The sequence below is a fragment of the Planctomyces sp. SH-PL14 genome, assembly GCF_001610835.1.
Taxonomy (GTDB): Bacteria; Planctomycetota; Planctomycetia; order Planctomycetales; family Planctomycetaceae; genus Planctomyces_A.
The window spans coordinates 515,770-535,017 of sequence record NZ_CP011270.1 but is presented as its reverse complement, the minus strand read 5'-3'; the positions used below and the strand labels follow the sequence as shown (position 1 = coordinate 535,017).

The 19,248-nt window shown below is 65.5% G+C and carries 15 protein-coding genes; 7 read left to right on the top strand and 8 right to left on the bottom strand.

All coding sequences use genetic code 11. The annotated features are described in order from the left end of the window. Positions 1-8 precede the first annotated feature (8 nt). The 4 genes from VT03_RS02255 to VT03_RS02240 all read left to right on the top strand — a co-directional run bounded on the left by VT03_RS02255 (position 9) and on the right by VT03_RS02240 (position 4,048). Positions 9-356, top strand: coding sequence for a YbaB/EbfC family nucleoid-associated protein (locus VT03_RS02255; RefSeq protein ID WP_075091482.1), 348 nt, complete (start codon positions 9-11; stop codon positions 354-356). A 36-nt stretch (positions 357-392) separates the two neighbouring features. Further along, a complete protein-coding gene (gene recR / locus VT03_RS02250; RefSeq protein WP_075091481.1) occupies positions 393-1,019 on the top strand; it encodes a recombination mediator RecR in 627 nt (208 codons plus the stop codon). A 51-nt stretch (positions 1,020-1,070) separates the two neighbouring features. Then, a complete protein-coding gene (rpoN, locus tag VT03_RS02245; protein ID WP_075091480.1) occupies positions 1,071-2,555 on the top strand; it encodes an RNA polymerase factor sigma-54 in 1,485 nt (494 codons plus the stop codon). Between the two features lie 386 nt (positions 2,556-2,941). Then, the gene (locus VT03_RS02240) at positions 2,942-4,048 is read left to right on the top strand and encodes a glycosyltransferase family 2 protein (protein ID WP_075091479.1); all 1,107 of its coding nucleotides are present in this window, start codon (positions 2,942-2,944) and stop codon (positions 4,046-4,048) included. 188 nt (positions 4,049-4,236) lie between these two features. Here the strand turns inward: VT03_RS02240 and VT03_RS02235 are convergent, their stop codons facing one another. From VT03_RS02235 to VT03_RS02205, 7 genes are all read right to left on the bottom strand, one after another. Then, positions 4,237-5,307, bottom strand: coding sequence for a hypothetical protein (locus VT03_RS02235; protein WP_075091478.1), 1,071 nt, complete (start codon positions 5,305-5,307; stop codon positions 4,237-4,239). A gap of 43 nt (positions 5,308-5,350) precedes the next feature. Beyond that, positions 5,351-6,838 carry an IMP dehydrogenase gene (gene guaB, locus VT03_RS02230; RefSeq protein WP_075091477.1) on the bottom strand — a complete coding sequence of 496 codons (1,488 nt, stop codon included), beginning with the start codon at positions 6,836-6,838 and terminating at the stop codon, positions 5,351-5,353. Positions 6,839-6,911: 73 nt separating this feature from the next. Next, the gene (gene rsmA / locus VT03_RS02225) at positions 6,912-7,856 is read right to left on the bottom strand and encodes a 16S rRNA (adenine(1518)-N(6)/adenine(1519)-N(6))-dimethyltransferase RsmA (protein WP_082845873.1); all 945 of its coding nucleotides are present in this window, start codon (positions 7,854-7,856) and stop codon (positions 6,912-6,914) included. Next, positions 7,834-8,487, bottom strand: coding sequence for a riboflavin synthase (locus VT03_RS02220; RefSeq protein ID WP_075091475.1), 654 nt, complete (start codon positions 8,485-8,487; stop codon positions 7,834-7,836). Before VT03_RS02220 ends, rsmA begins: the two co-directional genes overlap by 23 nt. A 582-nt stretch (positions 8,488-9,069) precedes the next feature. After that, complete coding sequence (folP, locus tag VT03_RS02215) at positions 9,070-9,954, bottom strand: dihydropteroate synthase (RefSeq protein WP_075091474.1); 885 nt, start codon at positions 9,952-9,954, stop codon at positions 9,070-9,072. A gap of 5 nt (positions 9,955-9,959) precedes the next feature. Continuing rightward, positions 9,960-10,889: a histone deacetylase gene (locus VT03_RS02210; protein WP_075091473.1), complete on the bottom strand. Its 930-nt coding sequence runs from the start codon at positions 10,887-10,889 to the stop codon at positions 9,960-9,962. Positions 10,890-10,961: 72 nt separating this feature from the next. Continuing rightward, on the bottom strand, positions 10,962-14,234 hold the full coding sequence (locus VT03_RS02205; protein WP_075091472.1) for a tetratricopeptide repeat protein: 3,273 nt from the start codon (positions 14,232-14,234) through the stop codon (positions 10,962-10,964). A gap of 450 nt (positions 14,235-14,684) precedes the next feature. Between VT03_RS02205 and VT03_RS02200 the strand changes: the two genes are divergently transcribed. From VT03_RS02200 to VT03_RS02195, 3 genes are all read left to right on the top strand, one after another. Further along, positions 14,685-15,902: a BBP7 family outer membrane beta-barrel protein gene (locus tag VT03_RS02200; protein ID WP_075091471.1), complete on the top strand. Its 1,218-nt coding sequence runs from the start codon at positions 14,685-14,687 to the stop codon at positions 15,900-15,902. A gap of 172 nt (positions 15,903-16,074) precedes the next feature. Continuing rightward, positions 16,075-16,236, top strand: a complete 162-nt coding sequence (locus VT03_RS33120) for a hypothetical protein (protein WP_156514234.1) — start codon at positions 16,075-16,077, stop codon at positions 16,234-16,236. Between the two features lie 80 nt (positions 16,237-16,316). Further along, a complete protein-coding gene (locus VT03_RS02195) occupies positions 16,317-17,636 on the top strand; it encodes an excinuclease ABC subunit UvrC (RefSeq protein WP_075091470.1) in 1,320 nt (439 codons plus the stop codon). A gap of 118 nt (positions 17,637-17,754) precedes the next feature. Here VT03_RS02195 and VT03_RS02190 read toward each other — a convergent pair whose 3' ends face one another. Continuing rightward, positions 17,755-19,080: a Gfo/Idh/MocA family protein gene (locus VT03_RS02190; protein WP_075091469.1), complete on the bottom strand. Its 1,326-nt coding sequence runs from the start codon at positions 19,078-19,080 to the stop codon at positions 17,755-17,757. Between the last annotated feature and the right edge of the window lie 168 nt (positions 19,081-19,248).

The window sequence follows — 19,248 nt, the reverse complement described above, 5'->3', positions numbered from 1 at the left end:
AATCGCCGATGTTCAAGGGACTCGGAAATATCGCCCAGCTGATGAAGCAGATGGGGGACATGCAGTCGCGGATGTCCGAGATGAAGCAGAAGCTCGCCACGCTTCGCGTCTCAGGGACCTCCGCCGACGGCCTCGTGACGGTCGAGATGACCGGTGACCACCAGCTGGTCGGCTGCCGGGTCGCTCCGGCCGCCCTCGCCAACGGATCGGACCGGATGGAGACCGCGATCAGCGAGGCGGTCAACGACGCCGTCGCCAAGGCCAAGGAGGCCGCCACCCGCGAGATGTCGGGGGTGATGGGGGGAGACAACGCTGCCCTCCAGCAGGCGATGTCCCAGCTTGGACTCGGCTCCTGAGGCCCGCGCGTCCCCGCCTCGGAGAGGCTCCGCCCCATGCCCGTCAAAACCTTCCCGCCGGAACAGCACCCGTTCGGCCCCGCCGTCGGCCGGCTCATCAATGAGTTTGCCGCGCTGCCGGGAATCGGCCGCAAGAGCGCGGAGCGGCTGGCGAACTACATCATCAGCGCCACGACTCCCGAGGCGATGCGGCTGGCGGAGGCGATCCGCGAGGTCAAGCAGTCGATCCGCCGCTGCACGATCTGCTTCAACCTCACCGACCAGGAACTGTGCACCGTCTGCGCGGACTCGCGCCGCGACCGGACGCTCGTCTGCGTCGTCGAGCAGCCGCGGGACGTGACGATCCTCGAGAACACGGGAGTCTTCCAGGGGACATACCACGTCCTCGGCGGCCGGCTCTCCCCGCTGGAGGGGATCGGCCCCTCCGACCTGACGATCGAAGCCCTGCAGCAGCGGGTCCGCCGCGACGGCGTCCGCGAGATCATCATGGCGACGAACCCGACCCTGGAAGGGGACGGCACCGCCCTCTTCATCTCCAACCTGCTCGAAGAGAGCGGGGTGCAGATCACCCGGCTGGCCCGCGGAATCGCCACCGGGAGCGTGCTCGAATTTGCGAACAAGGAAATGCTGTCCGATGCCCTGCGGGGGCGACAGTCGTTTTGAGACCCGCCCCGTTTCGGCCTCGGATCACACGGAACTGAGTCAGAACCAGCAATGCACCTCAACATCGGCCAATTCCAGCGGCAAAGCCTCCAGCAGGTCCTCGCGCCGCGCATGATTCAGTCGATGGAGATCCTCCAGATGCCCCTCACGGAGCTGGAGGAACGCATTGACCAGGAGATGGCGGAGAATCCGCTCCTGCAGCGCGTCGAGGGAAAGAGCGAAGCGACGAACGGCGAAGTCGCCGAGGGACCGGACTTCGATCAGGCCCCTATCAAGGACGTCGAGCGCCGCGAGCTGAACGCCGGCGAGGAAGACAACAACGCCTCCGACTTCGAGCGCCTCATCGAGATTGCCGAGGACTGGCCGGAAGACAACTACACCTCCGGCTCCAAGCCCTCCAGCAACCGGATGGAAGAGGACGGCGAGCGGGCCCACGACGTGATGGCCAACGCCGAGGAGCGGCCGCAGTCGCTCCATGAGTACCTCGTCGACCAGTTCCACTACTTCCAGGTCAGCCCCGAGGTTCGGGCCTTCGGCGAATACCTGATCCAGAACTTGGACGCCAACGGCCGGATGCAGAGCTCGCTCCCCGAGATGGTCCAGGTTTTCGGCCAGTCGATTGACATGGCCAAGGCCGAAGAGACGCTCCGACTGATCCAGAAGCTCGATCCGCCGGGGGTCGGCGCGCGGGACCTCCGCGAGTGCCTGCTGCTCCAGATCAAGCCGGACACGCCGCTCCGCGAGATGCTGATCACGATCATCTCCGGCCACCTTGACGACATCATGCAGAACCGCCTGCCGCTCATTCAGCGGAAGACGGGCTACTCGATCGACGACATCAAGGCGACGATCGAGCAGATGCGGACCCTGAATCCCTATCCGGGCCGCGGCTTCGAGCCGATGCCGGTCCAGACCGTGACGGCGGACCTCCGGGTCCAGAAGGACGACGACGGGAAGTGGTTCGTCGAGCTGATCGACGAGTACGTCCCGCAGCTCCGGATCAGCAAGCGGTACCTGCGGCTCCTGGAAGGGAACCCGGATCCGCAGACGAAGGAGTTCGTCAAGAAGAAGATCGAATCCGCCAAGTGGTTGATCGACGCCATCGAGCAGCGGTATCAGACCCTGCGGAAGGTGGCGCAGGCGATCGTCGACCGGCAGTCCGAGTTCCTCGAAGAGGGTCCGGACCACATCAAGCCGCTCAAGATGCAGGACATCGCGGATGTCGTCGGCGTCCACGTGACGACGATTTCCCGGGCGGTCGGCGACAAGCACATCGAGACGCCGCGGGGAATTTTCCCCCTCAAGCGGTTCTTCGGTGGGGGGACGACGACCGCGGACGGCGAAGAGGTCGCCTGGGACATCATCCGAATCAAGCTCAAGGAAGTCGTCGACAACGAGGACAAGCGGAACCCGCTCAGCGATGACGAGATCGTCGAGGCCCTGGCGAAGCACGGCTTCCAGCTCGCCCGGCGGACGGTGACGAAGTACCGCAAGGCCCTCAACATTCCCTCGTCGCGGCAGCGGCGGGAGTTCTAGAGGCCGATTGTCGGCGTGCGCGGGCTGGTTGTTAAACACCAAGGCACGAAGGGGGCACCAAGAGCACCAAGCTTGGCCCTGCCGTCTGCCTCTTGGTGGCCTTGGTGCGTTCTTGTTGTCCGGGTGTTTCGCCTCTGAGGGCCATTTAAGCTCGGAATCTTACGGCCCCGTCAGCTTCGATGCCGTAAAGCATCGCGGGACAGCGACTTACTGCGGACAATTCGCCGTTGTCGAAAGGCGACATGCCGGAACAGTCGTACCGATTCTTCCGGCACAACGTCGTTTCGTGAAATCGAAATTTCCGCGGCAAGTGCCGACCGCCTCAATTCAGGGACAACAGTAGTCTTGCCGGACCGAAGACGCCCATCGTTCGCATTGTCCGGATCATGACTGACACGCCGCTGATTTCGATCGTCCTTCCGACCTACAACCGGGTCCGCTTTGTCGGGGAGGCGATCGAGAGCGCCCTCGCCCAGACCTGGACCAACCTGGAAGTCCTGGTCGTCGACGACGGCTCCCGGGACAGCACCCCCCGCGTTCTCGCCGACTATGCCTCCCGCGACGGCCGGGTGCGGGCCTTCCGCCAGGCCAACCAGGGGGTCTCCGCCGCCCGCAACTTTGCCCTCTCGCAGGCCCGGGGCGAGTGGATCGCCTTCCTCGACTCGGATGACATCTGGCATCCCTGGAAGCTCTCTCTGCAGCTCCGCGTCGCCAGCCGCTTCCCGGAGGTCGGGATGCTGTGGACCAACATGGACGCGATCCGCCCGGACAAGACTCCGCATCAGGCGAACTACCTGAAGCGAATGTACTCCGCCTACCAGCACCTCCCCGGCGAGACACCGTTCCCGGAACTGCGGCCGCTGTCGAGCTACTGTCCCGAGGTCGTCGGGGAGTGGAAGGACGCCGACGTGGGGGTCGGAGACATCTACTCCACGATGTTCCGCGGGAACCTGGTCCACACCCCCACGGTCCTGGTCAAGCAGGAGTGGGCCCGCCAGGTCGGCCCCTTCGATACGGGGATGCTCCGCGGCGGCGAAGACTTCAAATATCACCTGGCGACCTGCCGCCTGGGGCCCGTCGCCTTCATCGACGTGCCGTCGATCCTGTACCGGGTCGGCATCGGCGATCACATCACGAACCGCGAGAACAGCCTGCACTTCGCCCGCTCGTTCCTCCGGACGCTCCACGAGGAGCTGCACCAGCACCGCTCCCGCCTGGCCCTCTCCTCCAGCCAGATCCGGGCGGCACTGGCCGACGCCCACGACTGGCTGGCGGACGAGCTTCTGGAGAATGGACAGAGCGTGGAGAGCGCGATCCACGCCCTTCGCGCCATGGGGACGCGGCGGACCCCCGGTCGCAGCTGGCGGACGCTGCTGAAGAGCCTCCTGCCGCGGCGGCTCGTCGACCTCCTGCGGCGGGCCAAGAAGCCCCAGCCTCCTGCTTCCCGCGAAGGGACTGCCGAGCGGCCCGCCGTTTCTCAGTCGGCCAGCTAGGGCCGATTAGGTTAAACACCAAGACACAAAGGAGGCACAAAGGTCACCAAGACGTACCCCGCCGGGCGCTCCCCTTTGTGTTCTTGGTGCCTCCTTGGTGCCTTGGTGTTTAACCTCGGAAAACGACGACAGCCGAAGGGCGCCCTCTGGACGCCGTTCGGCTGTGCGTGTTTCGTGACGGGTGTCGTCTACGGGAAGATGAAGATCAGGCCGGTATAAGCGGCTGCCGAGGTGGCGGCGGCTTTGGCGTTGAGCGGGATGCGGGACTTCTTGCGAGGAGTGCAGATTTCCTGCGGACGATACCAGCCGAGGGTGTATTCCCAGCGGCACGGGGGATCGAGGGCCATCTGGTACGGCAGGCCGACGAGCTGGAGGCCGAACCGTCCGATCGAGGCGGCCGGCTGCAGGACGCCGTGCGTCTGGCCGTACCGCTCAAGGTTCGGATCCTCAAAGTAGAGCGGGTTGTGGTACAGGTTCGACGCGGTCCACATGAAGTCGGTGGCGCCGAAGGCCCGTGCCAGGTTCCCCTCGTTGCCGAGCGGATGCTCATCCGGGCAGAGGTCGTACTTGCCGTCCGCCGGGGCTTCGGGGGGGCGGGGGCACAGCCGCGAATACGGATCCGCTCCCGACGGCGTGTAGTCGTAGTGCGGCAGGATGTTGGCGAGCGGCTTCAGTCCGCTGGTGCCGGTCGCGGCCCGGACGAGGGGATCCTTGAAGCGGGACCGCTGCTGATTCTCCGGAAGGTCGCGCTGCTTCAGCGCCTCGGGGCTGCTGGGCTGGTCGGGCTGCGGCACGAGCGGAGCGGCGGGAATCGGAGCCGCGTCCTGCTGGGCGACCGCGAACGGATTGCTCCGGATCGGCAGCGGCGTTCCGGGACCGACGGCGGTCTCTTCCGCCTGCAGCGTCGCCGGGGCCGGGAAGGGCTGCGGCGCGAAGTATTCGGCGTTCAGCGGTAGGATCGCCGAACGGTTGAGGTGGGCGGCGGGGAGCGGCGCGGGAGCGACCAGCTCCTTGTCCGTCAGCAGCTCCTCGTCGATATCGCCGAAGGGAGCGTCGATCTGGTCGAAGACGGTCTCGGTGACCGGCGGGAGCGACGGCTTCTGCAGCTCCGGCCGGGGGATCCCGACCGAGGCCTGGGCCGTCCCGGAGGCACGCTCGCGGATCTCCGACCAGCGGATCTCCCCGGAGCGGCTCTTCAGCGAGCTGAGCGGATCGCCGGCCGATTTTCCCTCACTGGCGGGGGGAGCGGCCGTAGCCATCCCGACCGCCAGTCCGGAGAGGACGATCGTCGCCAGGCCGCGGCTAATGGCCTTCGTTGGGCGAGTGCTCGACGGTGTAGTTGGGCGCTTCCTGCGTGATGGCGATGTCATGAGGATGACTCTCCCTGACCGTCGCCGGCGTCACCTTGAGGAACTTCGCCTGAGTGCGAAGTGCCTCGATATCCCGGACGCCCAGGTATCCCATCCCCGCCCGGAGCCCTCCGACGAGCTGATAGATCAGCGCGTTGAGAGCCCCCTTGTAGGGGACGCGACCCTCGACACCCTCGGGGACGAGCTTCGGTCGGCCTTTCAAATCGTCTTCCGTGACGGTCTGCCGGTACCGGTCACTGCTGCCGGCGACCATCGCGCCGAGCGACCCCATTCCGCGATACCGTTTGAACGTCCTTCCCTGGAAGAGAATCATCTCTCCCGGACTCTCCGCCAATCCGGCAAGCAGTCCGCCGAGCATCACGGTGGATGCTCCTGCGGCCAGGGCCTTGGTGATATCTCCGCTGTAACGGATGCCACCGTCGGCTATCAGGGGGATCGAATTCCCGACCGCCTTGGCCGCAGCCGAAATGGCCGTGAGCTGCGGAACGCCGACGCCTGAAACGACACGCGTGGTGCAGATCGACCCAGGTCCGATCCCCACCTTGACCGCGTCCGCCCCCGCATCCGCCAGATCCTTCGCACCTTCACTCGTCGCGATGTTTCCGGCGATGATGTCGATCGAGGACCATTGTTTCTTCAAGTTCCGGACCGTCTCGATGACGTTCTTCGAGTGGCCGTGGGCGCTGTCGACCACCAGGACGTCGACGCCGGCCCGGATCAGCCGCTCGGCCCGGGCCATGTCGTGCACGCCGATCGCCGCTCCGACCCGCAGCCGGCCGCGGGCATCCTTGTTGGCCCGCGGATACTTCAGGCTCTTGTCGATGTCCTTGATTGTGATCAGCCCCTTGAGCTGGAAATCTCCATCGACCAGCAGGAGCTTCTCGACCTTGTTCTCGCGGAGGATCTTCTCGGCGTCCTTGAGGTTCGTCTCCTCGCGGGCGGTGACGAGTTTGTCCTTCGTCATCACCTGTTCCACCGGGATGTCCCGGGAATCGAGGAACCGGAGGTCGCGGCGGGTGATAATCCCCTTAAGTTTCCCATTCTCCGTGATCGGAACCCCGCCGACGTTCCGCTCCTCCATGATGGCGATGGCGTCCCGGACGCTCGCCCCGGGGGGGAGGGTGACCGGGTCGACGATGACGCCGTGCTCGCTCCGCTTCACCCGGTCGACCTGGAGAGCCTGGTTTTCCGGGGTCATGTTCTTGTGAACGATCCCGATTCCCCCCTCCTGGGCCATCCCGATCGCCATGTCGCTCTCGGTGACGGTGTCCATGGGGCTCGACACGATCGGCATGCGGACCGTGATGTTGCGGGTCAGCTTCGACGTCACGTCGACATCGGCGGGCATCACTTCGCTGTACGCCGGGATGAGGAGGACGTCGTCGAAGGTGAGTCCATTGTCAATGAGGCGATCGAGCATGGTTTCGACTTTCGAAAAGGACTGGTGATTCGTGGGGCGGGATGCGGCGGGAGGCCTGTGGTTCGGAAAGCGGTCAATCTGTCGCGGCGGCCGGGGTCTCCCGGGACTGCTGGTCGATCCACTCGAAGACCCGGTTGGCGAGGCGGACGAGCTCCTGGGGGGACAGCTCTTCGGCCCGGGCGCTCTCGATGATCCCCTGTTCCCGGAGCAGTTCGTCGACCTGCGGTTTGCCGAGGCGGTCGTCCAGCCCCGTCAGGACGCCGCGGAGGACCTTGCGGCGGTGGTTGAACAGGTGGCGGAGGAATTCGTGGAAGCGGGGCCGGTCGGAAATCTGCCGCCGCTTCTCCTCGTTGGGGTCGATCCGGACGACGGCGGAGTCGACCTTGGGGCGGGGCCAGAAGACGTTCGGGCCGATCTTGCGGACGATCTCGACGTCGCACTGCGACTGGAGCCAGGCCGAAAGACCCCCGTAGTCGTTGCTCCGCGGGGCCGCCTGCATCCGCAGGCCGAGCTCGTACTGGATCGTCACGACCATCCGGGTCCACGGGTAGTCGAGGAGCACGAGGTTCGAGATGACCGGCGTGCCGATGTTGTAGGGGAGGTTGGCGACCAGCTTGAGCCGGCGATCCGGGTGAGCGGCGAGGGCGGTGTTGATGGCCTCGAGGACCAGCGGGTGGAGGTGGTTTTTCCCTTTGAGCGCGTCCGTGTTGAGGAGCGTCACGTTCGAGAAGGACCGCACCGCCCGGCTGGCGAGCATGTGCATGTTGGCGTCGTACTCGACCGAGACGACGTGCCCCGCGCGGCTGGCGAGCTCCGCGGTCATGCTCCCGGTTCCGGCTCCGACTTCCAGAACGACATCGTTCGGGCCGATCTCCGCCTTGCGGACGACCAGATCGATGATGTTGAGGTCGATCAGGAAATTCTGGCCGAGGTCGTGGCGCGGGTTGAAGCCGTGCTCCTGGAAGAGCCTCATGAGGTACGACCGGGTCTGCCGCTCAACCGCCATGAATCGTTCCATTCCCCCGTTGCAGCGCCGGTGCGTGGGACTGCAGGTCCCCCACCAGCTTCTCGACGTATTTTCCGAGGATGTCGGTCTCGATGTTCACCGGATCGCCGACCTGCCGGATCCCGAGCGTCGTGACCGAGAGTGTGTGCGGGATCAGCATGACGCTGAACAGTTCGGGCTCGACGGTGACGAGCGTGAGGCTGACGCCGTCGATGGCGATCGAGCCTTTCTGGACCATTTGCCGCGTCAGGGCGGGGGCGACGCGAAACACCATGTCGATCCATTCGCCGGTCCGGCCGATCCGCTCGACGGTTGCGAGGCCATCGACGTGTCCTTGAACGAAGTGGCCGCCGAGGCGGGCGTTGACCGGGAGGGACCGCTCGAGGTTGACCGGGCTGCCGACTTCGAGGCGTCCGAGGTTGGTCTTGGCCAGGGTCTCGTGTCCGGCCTGGAACCACCACAGGCCGTCGTCGGTTCCGACGAGGGTCAGGCAGCAGCCGTTCGTGGCGATGCTGTCACCGAGTTTCGCGGGATCGTTGGGACGGCGCAGGTCTTCGGGAGCCTCGATTCCGAGGTCCAGGGAAGCTCCGGCGGGCCGGAGGGCCCGCACGACGCCGCGGCCTTCAACGAGTCCGGTAAACATGTCCGATCAGGGGAGAGTGATGCGGGGATCGCAGGAAGACGTTCGATCGACCGGTGCCTGTAGAGTGGTGGCAGCCGATCAAAGCGCACAGCCCGGAGCGGGGACGAGTGGTGAACTCGTCGCGGCTTCGGGCTGTCGTGCTGTGTCGATGGGAGCCGGGAATCGGCTCGCGGTAGCGATCCATCGAGAGATTGTGCCACAGGGTCTTCGGAGCGTCCAGCGAGCGGGTGTGAATTCCGTTGTTGGGAACCGCGTTCTTGCCGGTACAGCTATGCCACCTCAAACCCATCGTGCCACGGCCACTGGGGTCAAGGGGGCAACCCCTTGCCGCCGGAGGCACTCCTGTGAGGAACCGTGGTACACAACGGACGTCCGTTTTGTGGAACCGGTGTTGAGGACTCCCTCTAACCACACCGCTCGCTTTGCAAGCCCCGCGGGTTGGTGAGGGGGCATACGACGCGGTGTCCGCGCTTGGACACCCACTCCTTTCGATATCTCTCGACGGCCGGGCCTCCGGCGGGCAATGGGGCGTTGCCCCTCTGCACTCCCCACCAGGGTGCCCCTGGACCCGGTGAGAGGCGATCACAAGTCGCCGGCCGGTCCCCCCAGGACAGCCGACCACGCCAGCAACGCATCTCTCGTCTGGCGAACATCATGAACCCGCAAGTAATCCGCCCCCAACTGCGCCGCGGCAATACTGACCCCCACCGTCGCCGCCTCCCGCTCATCAAGCGGATGCCCGACGATCCGACCCAAAAATCGCTTCCGGGAATGACCAATCAGCACCGGCCGGCCCCGCCGCCGGAACGCGTTGAGTCCTCGCAGGATCTCCACGTTGTGCCGGGGCGTCTTCCCGAAACCAATCCCGGGATCGAGGAGCACCCGCTCCTCCGCAATCCCCGCCCGCCCCAGCAACGACACCTGCCCCTGAAGAAACCCGTCAATCTCCCCCACAACATCGTCGTACCGGGGATCGATCTGCATCGTCTGCGGCGTCCCCTGGATGTGCATCACCACAACCCCGCAATCGGACGCCGCGCACAGCGGGACCATCTCCGGATCAAAGGTCAGCCCGGAGATGTCGTTGACGATCGAAGCCCCCGCCGCCAGCGCCGCGCGGGCCACGGCCGCCTTCGTCGTATCGACCGAGATCGGCACGGACGTCTCGGCCGAGAGCCGCTCGATCACCGGGACCACCCGCCGCAGCTCTTCCTCGACAGTGACGCTTTCCGATCCCGGCCGCGTCGACTCCCCACCGACGTCGAGAATGTCCGCCCCTTCGTCCACCAGTTGCCGGCCCCGCCTGACCGCGTCGTCCGGCCCGAAGTACGCTCCGCCGTCCGAAAAACTGTCCGGCGTCACATTCACGATGCCGAAGATCCGCGGCAGCGGCCCCTTCGCCCAGCGGCGGGGACCAAACGCCCACACGGGATTCGACTCCAGAGGGAACGCAGGATCTGGCGACATTCCGTTCAACGTACTCCAGGAGCAGCGGGGGTTTCGGGATCCAGGATCTCCCGGGCGAGTTCGACCGTCCGGGCCTGGATGTCGACAATATCGCGGACGTCGCTCGCATATCCACCCGCCATCGAGATCGCGACCGGCAGCCCCTGACGGCGGGCGAACTGAAACACCCTCCGGTCCCGCTCCGCCAGTCCCTCCTTCGTAAGCGCCAGGCCGCCGAGCAGGTCCTTCTCGAAGGGATCGGCCCCGGCGAGATAGAAGAGGATGTCGAACCGGGATTCCGCTTCGACGACACGCAGAGTGGCATCGAGTGCGGCGTGGTACTCGGCATCGCCGGTTCCCGGCTCGAGTGGGACGTCGAGACTCCCCGGCGGCTTTCGCGAAGGAAACGCCTTCCGTGCGAAGAGCGAAACCGTGAAGACCTCCGGGGTGTCGGCGAAGATCGCCGCCGTCCCGTCTCCGTGATGGACGTCGAGGTCGATCACGACGCACCGCCCGACCCGCTGCTCCGACTGCAGGACCCGGATCGCCACCGCGACGTCGTTGAAGACGCAGTAGCCCGATCCGCGATCGGTGAAGGCATGATGCGTTCCCCCGGCCAGATTGACCGCGACCCGTTCCTCAAGGGCTGCACGGCCCGCCGAGATCGTCGCTCCGACGGACCGCCGGGACCGCTCAACCATCTGCGGCGACCAGGGGAATCCGATCCGCCGCTGCTCATCCTCCGACAGAGTCCCGGTCCGGACCCGCTCCACATAGGCTGCCGTATGGACGAGCCGGAGCTGGTCGTCCGTCGCCGCGGCAGGGACGTGGAACTGCTCGCGAGGAACGATCTCCCGCTCCTGGAGCGTCTCCCGCAGGAGAGAGTACCGCCGCATCGGAAACCGATGACCGTCGGGGAGCGGCAGGACGAACTGATCCGTATAGAAGACCTGCATCCACCATCCCTGTCGCGACCACTTCCGTTCCGATTTAGCGCGGCCACCCGCGACCTGCCGGACGCCTGATCGTCAGGCCGGTTTCTCGGGCTGGGTCTTGTCGAGGATCGCCTTGACTTCGACTTCGGCCTTCTTCGTGTACTCGCTGTCGGGGAACCCCGTCTTCAGGGTCTCAAGGGTCTTCGCCGCCCCTTCGGGACGCTTGAGCTCGAGATCGCAGCGGATCGCCTGGTACAGGGCCATCGCCTGCCATTCCGGATAGGCGTAGCTGACGTAGACCTTGTAATACTCCTCGAGCGCCTCGGCGTACTTCTTCTGCAGGAGGAACGTCTCCGCGAGGTAGAACTGGGCCTTCGCCGCCGTTTCGGTCCGCTTGCCGTCCGGCGATTCGATCACGCGGGTGAAGGCGGCCCGGGCTTCGTCGAACTTCGCCTGGGCGTTCAGGCTCCGGCCGAGGATCTCGTCCATCTGGTACAGGAACTTCGACATCGGATCCTGCGACCGCAGTTCCTCGACGTTCGCCGCGACCGCCGTGTGGTTGCGGATCCGGAAGTAGGCCTCGGTCAGCAGCAGCCAGACCTGCGGATACCACTCCTCCTGGCCGATCGTCGATCCGCTGTCCTTGAGCGCCACGTCTTTCGACTGCTTCAGCTCGATCAGCAGCTTGATCGCTTCATCGACCTGTTCGCTGCCGCGGCCCGCCTCGATGCTCGCCCCCCCGGGACTGCGGACGGCGAGCTGCAGCAGCGCCTCCGCCTTCCGGAACTTCGCGTAGAACCGATGCTCGCTGGCGGGGAAGGCCTTCTCGAAGGCGAGCGCGTTCGCAAGGCTCGTCGACCAGTCCGACGTCTCCGCCGCGACGTCGATCAGCCAGAGCAGGGCGGTCCGGCGGACTTCGTCGGGAAGTTTCGGCTGGGAGAGGATCGCCTCGAACGCCTGGATCGCCTGCTGCGTCTCGCCCGCGTTCGCCATCCCCTGTGCTACTGAGAGGCGGGCGACGACCGCCTGCTGGCTCCCGGGGAAATCCTTGAGGAGCCGCTGGAACAGCTCGTCCGCCCGCGCGTCATTGCCGGCGTTGTTGTTCATCGCCGCCCATTCGCTGAGAACGACGTCGAGATCGCGGTACTTCGGGTCGGTCTGGTGTGTGAGCTCGTTGTACGCCTTCTCCCACCAGGCATCGGCGTCGGCGGACTTCTCCAGGCGGGCGTAGCAGCGGGCCGCCCCCTTGGCGCACTGGTAGGCGTTGTAGGAAACCCGCAGCGCGGTCTCCGAGGGAGTCTTGGCCTCCGCGGGAAGCCGGAAGCGGTCGTACCCTTCTTCGAAGACCTTCACCGCAGCCGCCGTCTTTTCCGTCCGGACCGCGGCGTCGCCGGTCTCGCCCACTTTCTGGAGGGCGTACCCGTAGAGGTACGTGATGTGCGAGATCAACGCGCCGTCCTGCCCCTTGGACTGGAGCACGCCGCTCATTGCCGCGGCCGCGTCGCTCCACTTCTCCATATTGATGTAGGTGTGCCCGAGGTCCGACAGGGCCCGCCAGTACTTCGGATAGGCCTCGCCGAGCCCGACCTCCCGCTGGAACATCTCCGCCGCGGCGGGCCACTCCTCAGCCCGGAACGCCAGGTCTCCGACGGTGGCGGCCGCATAAGCCAGGTTCTCTCCAGCGGGCTCCGCCTCCGCCAGCGACGCGACCGCGCGGCGGGCGTCGTCCCACTTCCCGAGCTGGGCGGAGGCAACCGCCAGGGTCGAGAGAGCGACCGGGTTCTTCTTTTCGGGCGAGGAGTCCTGGTAGACCTTGAGGACGGTCACCGCTTCCTCGGAACGCTTGAGCTCGATCAGGCTGTTGCTGAGAAGGACGAGCGCCTCGGTGTACTCGCGGGGGACCTGATCGCTGACCAGTTCCTCCTTGAGCGGCAGCAACGTGGCGACCACCGCCTCGAAGTTCTTCCCGCGGGCCTGGACACGCGCGAGCTGGATCCGGGCGAGGATCGACGTCCGCGGCACCGTGCTTTCTCGTGCCACCCGCTCGAAGACCTGCGCGGCCGAGGCCCAGCGAGCCTTCGCACCGGCGGGATCGGTTGCCTCGAGAGCGTTCCCCTGGCCGAAAATGGCCCGGCCGTAGACCAGCTCCTCCAGCAGGGCGAGGCCGCTCTGGGCGTAGGTCCGACGAAACTCGGCGTGCATCCGTTCGGCGTCGTCGAACCGGCCGGCCCGGACCGCGGCGTCGCTCGCCAGATAGAGCGCGTCGTCCGCCAGCTCGCCGGCCGGATCGCGGCGGGTCGCTTCGAGGAACAGCTCGCGGGCCTTGTCGAAGTGCTCCTGCCGCAACTCGCTGTCCCCCCAGTGGAAGGCGACTTCCTGCCCGAGTGGCCTGAGCGCCTTGGCCTGGGGATCGAGGCGGCTCAGGATCTGGATCGCGGCGGCAAAGTCGCCCAGTTCCTTCTTGCAGAGACCGAGCCAGTATTGGGCGGTCAGGGCCAGCCCCGGTGGCTGCGTCACCTTCTCGAACTCCGCGGCCGCCGCGTCGTACTGCCGCGTCGCAAAATGGACGTATCCCGAATGCAGCCGCGCCGTCGGAACGAGGCTGTGCTCCGGAAACCGCTTTTCGATGGCGGTGAACTGCTCGAGGGCCTGCGGATACTGTCGGTCGTCGAAGAACCGCGTGCCGAGGCAGAAGAGCGACTCCGCGGCAAACCGGCCGTTCGGCGCCGCGGCGAGTTCCCGGTACAGCGCCATCGCTTCCGGAACGTGCTTGAGCTGTTCCTCCGCCCGGGCGAGTCCGAACTTCGCGTCCTCCGTCAGCTTGCCGGACTGGTACTTCGTCAGCACCGTCCGGAACGAGTCCGCCGCCTCGGCGAACTTCCCCTGCTTGGCCAGGACTTCTCCCTGGTACTGCCACGCCCATTCGGCCAGATCGTGGTTGGCGTGCTGGCTCAGGAATGCCTTGAGCTCAGCCCGGGCGGCGTCGAGGTCGTTCAGGAACACGCTGCATTCGGCGATGCGGTAGCGCGCGAGCGGAATGTCGGCCTCCGCCGGATAACGGGCGACGTAGTCGCGAAAGGTCTCCCGGGCCTCCGCGTACTTCCCGGTCTGGATCAGGGCCTGGCCGTAGTAGAGCTTGGCCAGCGGAAGACGCGGGGACTGCGGATACCGCGGAATGAAGTCCGCCCACAGCTTGGCGGACTGCTCCCAACGCTGCTGCTTATAGAACTGGAGAGCGACCCCGTACTCCGAATCGGCATCGGCCATCGCCGAGGAGGCGATGAACGTCACCAGCAGCACCACCTCGGCCAGGAGGAAGCTGGACCGCAGCCCGGAGAAAGAGGGACCGAAGGATCGAGTGTTCATTTTCGGGAGTCTCGCGACCCTTCCTGCGGCAGGCGCGTCGCAGGTCGACGGGGCATGGCCGCGATCCCCTCCGGCCCGGTCCCCGTCCGAAGGCTGCGGCATTCATCATCCTAGGTCGATGGGATTCGGATTCTCAAGCGGCAGTTTCCGCCGATCCCCGGGACCGGCTTTTTCCCGCGGCTTGCGTTGCTCCCGCCCGACTGCGCGGCGGTCTCTCGCCACACCCCGCATTCTGCCCAGAGCGCGCGACTCCGAAGGGGTGACCCCGGGACCGGCCGCAGAGTCGTCACAACCAGAACGATCGACAAAGTTAGCCAAGCCGGAAGATTTCCTGCGACCGGCTTCACCGCTACAGCCGATACAGGTGATAGCCTCTCGTGCCGGCGTCGGCGCATGCGGAGACGTTCCGCAGAGGTTCCGCAGTGAGAAGCACTGAGGGACGGACAGCACATGACCCGTTGGTTCATCACGACCCTGGTTCTGACGTGCCTCGGCACCTGGTCCCACGCTTGCCTCGCCCAGGACTATTTTGGTCCGGAGGGGTACAGCGTTCCGCCGGAACTGCTGCCGACCGACCGCGGATTCCTCTATGACACGAACTCCGAACTGGACCTGAACATTCGCGAGGGGGTCGAGAACAGCTACTGGCGCCTGGAATACCTGAACTGGAGCCTGACCGAGCCCGGCGATGTCTTCCTGGGAGCCCCGCTGGCGAGTTTCGAGCGGCAGGGGAACTTTCCTCCGACCGCGATTCAGGGACCGAACGGGCTGAACTCGAACGCCTTCCCGGTGGTCACGGGGCTGGGGACGCGGGGCGGGGCCTTCGGCTTCGTCCCGAGCCTGGCGGATGCCAACTTCGACAACCAGAACGGGATCAAGGGAACCTTCGGGGTCAACTTTGAGCCCTTCACGTTCGAGGGGAGCGTCTGGGCCCTCGACCAGGAAACCCAGACCTTGAACTTCGCCCCGAACTTCACCTTCGGCGCGCCGTACTTCCCGGTGATCACCTATCTCCGAGAAGGCGCTCTCTCGGACAGCCGGATGACCCCCTTCGAGGGGAACTACACCGCCTCGGTCCAGGCGAACCTGTGGGGAGCCGACACGAACTTCCTGCTCCGTCCGCTCCAGCCGGGGAACCCGATCTCCGTCCGGCCTCTCTTCGGTCTCAAGTACATCCGCTACACGAACAGCCTCACGATCTCGGGCTTTGACGCCATCGAGAACCTCAACCCGACCATCTCGAGCCGGGCTGAGAACAACACATTCGGACCGCAGGCTGGTCTCCGCTTCGCCTACGACACCAAGTACTTTTCGCTGGCGGCCGACCCGAAAGTCACATTCGGTATCAACCGGCACATCGACCGCGTGAGCACGGCCCAGCTGTTCTCTCCGACGGAAGAGCCGACTTCGCAGCAGGAGGAGAAGACGGACTTCTCGCCGGTGTTCGACCTGGGCGTCAGCGGCCGTATTCACATGAGTGCGAACCTGTCCGCGTTCGTCAGCTACAACCTGATGATCATCGGTCGGCAGTCCACGTCGTGGGAAAACGTCTACTACAACTCCCCGCAGGATCCGCTCGCCGACCCCGCTGCCGTCGGGATCTCGGTCAACAAGAACATCATGATGGCCCACGGCATCACGGTCGGTGCCGAGTTCCGGTTCCGCTGAGCCGTTACCCCGCTGATTTCCGACAAGGCTTCGGCCTTCGCCCCAAGGGGCGGTGGCTCGAAGCCGAACGGAAAATCCCGTCCGCCGCCCGTTTCCTTTCTGCAACAGACTCGGCGTGAGCTAGGGTTGCGGAGAGGATCGAAGGTCCGCGGTGCGGTTCGGGTGGCGAATCATGTGGGAGTCCATTTCAACGGTCGTCGGCGAGTATCTGGGCTTCTACGCCGACTACGGCCGCCAGCGGTGGGACAACATGACTCCCATCGAATACGGGACGCTGCTGATCTTCATCGGGGTCATGGGCTGGCTGATGATGAGGAACTCCGGTCGTCGCTGACTTTTCTGTTGCCCCCTGAACATTCGTGCGCAGTTCGCTAGAATTCTCCCAGACCACACAGGCAGGGATGATTCAGCGGAATGACGGAGTCCTCGGAACCTAAGGCGCCGCGCGAGCGCGTCAGGCAATTTCCCGAAGCGCCGGGCGTGTACCTCATGAAGGACGCCCAGGGACGCGTGATCTACGTCGGGAAGGCGCTCAATTTGCGGAATCGGGCGTCCAGCTATTTCACCGCGGCCGCCGCGGCGGACCGTCGAACGTGCGACCTCGTTCCCGAGATCGCCGACATCGACTTCATCCAGGCGCACAGCGAGGTCGACGCGCTCCTGCTGGAGGCGCGGCTGGTGAAGGACATCCAGCCCCGGTTCAACCAGGAGCTCAAGGACGACAAGACCTTCCCCTATCTGCAGATCACGACCGGCGAGGATTTCCCGCGGGTCGAGTTTACGCGGAAGCCGGCCACGAAGGGGGTGAAGCTTTACGGGCCGTTCACGAGCGCCAAGAAGCTCCGGGGAACGATCGCGGTGCTGCAGCGGATCTTCCGCTTCCGCAACTGCACCCTCGACATCGAAGCGGATGACGAAAAGTGGCGGTGGTTCCGCCCCTGCCTGCTGGCCAGCATCAACCAGTGCACGGCCCCCTGCAACTTCCGCATCAGCCAGTCCGACTACCGCGAGGACATCCGCCGCCTGATCCTGTTCCTCGACGGCAAAAAGGACGACCTCGTCGTCGAGATGAAGCGGGAGATGGAGCTTGCCTCCCGCGAGCTGAAGTTCGAGAAGGCGGCCCGGATTCGGGACGAGCTCAAGGCCCTCGACAACCTCCAGCTTCGCGGCGACCTGGACGAGCATGCCCAGCCGGAAGCGTTCTACATCGATCCCAAGCGAGGCCTCAAAGGTCTCAAGAAGATCTTCGACCTGCCGAAGCTCCCGCGGCGGATCGAGGGGATGGACATCGCGCACCTGCAGGGGGGCGAGACGGTCGCCAGCGTCGTCCAGTTCATCGACGGGCTGCCGTTCAAGCACGGCTACAAGCGGTACAAGATCCGGACGGTCCAGGGGGTGGACGACTTCGCATCGATGCGGGAAGTCGTCAGCCGCCGTTTCCGCCGGCTGCAGATGGAAGGGGAGCCGTTCCCCGACATCCTCCTCATCGACGGCGGCAAGGGGCAGCTTGGGGCGGCGATGGGGGCCCTGGAAGCGATCGACGTCACTCCGCCATTCGTGCTGTCGCTCGCCAAGCAGGAGGAGGAAGTCTTCCTCCCCGGCGAGTCCGAGTCGCGGCGACTGAGCCGCCACTCCTTCGCGCTGCGGCTCCTCCAGTACGTTCGCGACGAAGCGCACCGCTTCGCGCAGCACTATCACCACATTCTGCGGCGCAAGTCGACATTCGAGGAGTAGCCCTCGCGCTCTCATGCGACCCGGCAACGAAAACGGCCCTCGTCGAATCGATCGACGAGGGCCGTTGGTCTTCAGGCGGCTGTCCGCGCCTCATGGCGGGGACGCGGTCTCGCAGGGGCTACAGGACCTTCGTGACGCCGGGGGTCGGAATCGGGTATTCCCCTTCCGCGTTGGGAAGCGTCGGCGGATCGGCGTCGAAGGCGAAGACCTTCGGCATGACGCCGACGTTGGAGGCGAGAGCTTCGTCCATCTTGATCACCTTGCCGGAGTAGGTGCACATCCGGCCGAGGATCGAGGTCATGGTGCTCATGGCCCCGTATTCCGCTTCGCTGTACGCCTTGTTGTTGCGGATGGCGGCGAACAGGTCGTCGTGCTCGACCTGGTACGGGTCCTTGTAGGCCCCCTTGGGGGTGATCTTCGTCCCGTCGAACAGGTCCAGCACGCAGCCGCGGGTCGGGTTGCCGCCGGCCAGGTGGAATTCCCCCTTGGTGCCGTGGCCATGCTCATCGACGGCGTTCCAGCAGTTCTTGATGTGCCGGCACTGGCTGTACATCTTGGAGCCGTCGGCAAAGGTGTATTCGACCGCGTGGTGGTCGAAGATCTCGCCGTACCGCTTGTCGGTCCGGACCTGCCGTCCCCCCATGCCGTTGGCGGAGACCGGGAAGCCCTTCTTGATCCAGTTGCCGACGTCGAGGTTGTGGATGTGCTGTTCGCAGATGTGGTCGCCGCACAGCCAGTTGTAGTAGTACCAGTTCCACATCTGGTACTCCATTTCCGTCTTCACCTGCTCGCGGGACTTCTTCGGCTCCCACACGCCGCCGCCGTTCCAGTACACCCGCATCGCCAGCATCTCGCCGAGAGCGCCGTTGTGGATCTGGTCGATCAGCTCGATGTAGGACGCTTCATGCCGGCGCTGGAGGCCGACGCCGACCTTGAGGTTCTTGTCCTTCGCCTTCTTGGCGTTCTCGAGGACCATCCGCACGCCGGTGGCGTCTGTGGCGACGGGCTTTTCCATGAAGACGTGCTTCCCCTTCTCCACCGCGTAGGCGAAGTGGATCGGGCGGAAGCCCGGAGGGGTGGCCAGGACGACGAGGTCGATGTCGCTGTCGATGACCTTCTTGTACGCGTCGAAGCCGTCGAAGATGTGGTCTTCGGGGACGTCGGTCTCGGCGTTCGGGTTCTTCTTGGCCGCGTTCTGGATCCCGCGGAGCGAGGCGCTGATGACGTCACGGAAGGCATCGCCGACGGCGACGAGCTTGACGCGGCCTTCCGTCGAGAGAGCCTGCGAGGCAGCGCCGGTGCCGCGTCCGCCGCAGCCGACGAGGCCGATCTTGATGACGTCATCGCCGGCGGCGTAGACGGACGGAGCGAGGCTGGCGAGCGTACCGACGGCGGCGGCGACCGATGATTGCTTCAGGAATTCGCGGCGATTTGAAGACGCCATAACTGATGATCCCCCTGGTCCTGGCATTGGCGACACGTAGATCGAAGTCTTTCGATCCGAACTCGCAGAATCGAAAACCCCCTTGCCAAAATCAAGCCCGGGGCGAGGGGCCCGGCCGGCGGGTGTCCGATGTGTAACCCAACGCCGCTGGCCCACCGGGTCCAGGGG

Excerpts from the sequence above, each read along its gene's own strand:
- VT03_RS02255 (WP_075091482.1), top strand. The coding sequence starts at position 9 with ATGTTCAAGGGACTCGGAAATATCGCCCAGCTGATGAAGCAGATGGGG.
- recR (WP_075091481.1), top strand. The coding sequence starts at position 393 with ATGCCCGTCAAAACCTTCCCGCCGGAACAGCACCCGTTCGGCCCCGCC.
- rpoN (WP_075091480.1), top strand. The coding sequence starts at position 1,071 with ATGCACCTCAACATCGGCCAATTCCAGCGGCAAAGCCTCCAGCAGGTC.
- VT03_RS02240 (WP_075091479.1), top strand. The coding sequence starts at position 2,942 with ATGACTGACACGCCGCTGATTTCGATCGTCCTTCCGACCTACAACCGG.
- VT03_RS02235 (WP_075091478.1), bottom strand. The coding sequence starts at position 5,307 with ATGGCTACGGCCGCTCCCCCCGCCAGTGAGGGAAAATCGGCCGGCGAT.
- guaB (WP_075091477.1), bottom strand. The coding sequence starts at position 6,838 with ATGCTCGATCGCCTCATTGACAATGGACTCACCTTCGACGACGTCCTC.
- rsmA (WP_082845873.1), bottom strand. The coding sequence starts at position 7,856 with ATGGAACGATTCATGGCGGTTGAGCGGCAGACCCGGTCGTACCTCATG.
- VT03_RS02220 (WP_075091475.1), bottom strand. The coding sequence starts at position 8,487 with ATGTTTACCGGACTCGTTGAAGGCCGCGGCGTCGTGCGGGCCCTCCGG.
- folP (WP_075091474.1), bottom strand. The coding sequence starts at position 9,954 with ATGTCGCCAGATCCTGCGTTCCCTCTGGAGTCGAATCCCGTGTGGGCG.
- VT03_RS02210 (WP_075091473.1), bottom strand. The coding sequence starts at position 10,889 with ATGCAGGTCTTCTATACGGATCAGTTCGTCCTGCCGCTCCCCGACGGT.
- VT03_RS02205 (WP_075091472.1), bottom strand. The coding sequence starts at position 14,234 with ATGAACACTCGATCCTTCGGTCCCTCTTTCTCCGGGCTGCGGTCCAGC.
- VT03_RS02200 (WP_075091471.1), top strand. The coding sequence starts at position 14,685 with ATGACCCGTTGGTTCATCACGACCCTGGTTCTGACGTGCCTCGGCACC.
- VT03_RS33120 (WP_156514234.1), top strand. The coding sequence starts at position 16,075 with ATGTGGGAGTCCATTTCAACGGTCGTCGGCGAGTATCTGGGCTTCTAC.
- VT03_RS02195 (WP_075091470.1), top strand. The coding sequence starts at position 16,317 with ATGACGGAGTCCTCGGAACCTAAGGCGCCGCGCGAGCGCGTCAGGCAA.
- VT03_RS02190 (WP_075091469.1), bottom strand. The coding sequence starts at position 19,080 with ATGGCGTCTTCAAATCGCCGCGAATTCCTGAAGCAATCATCGGTCGCC.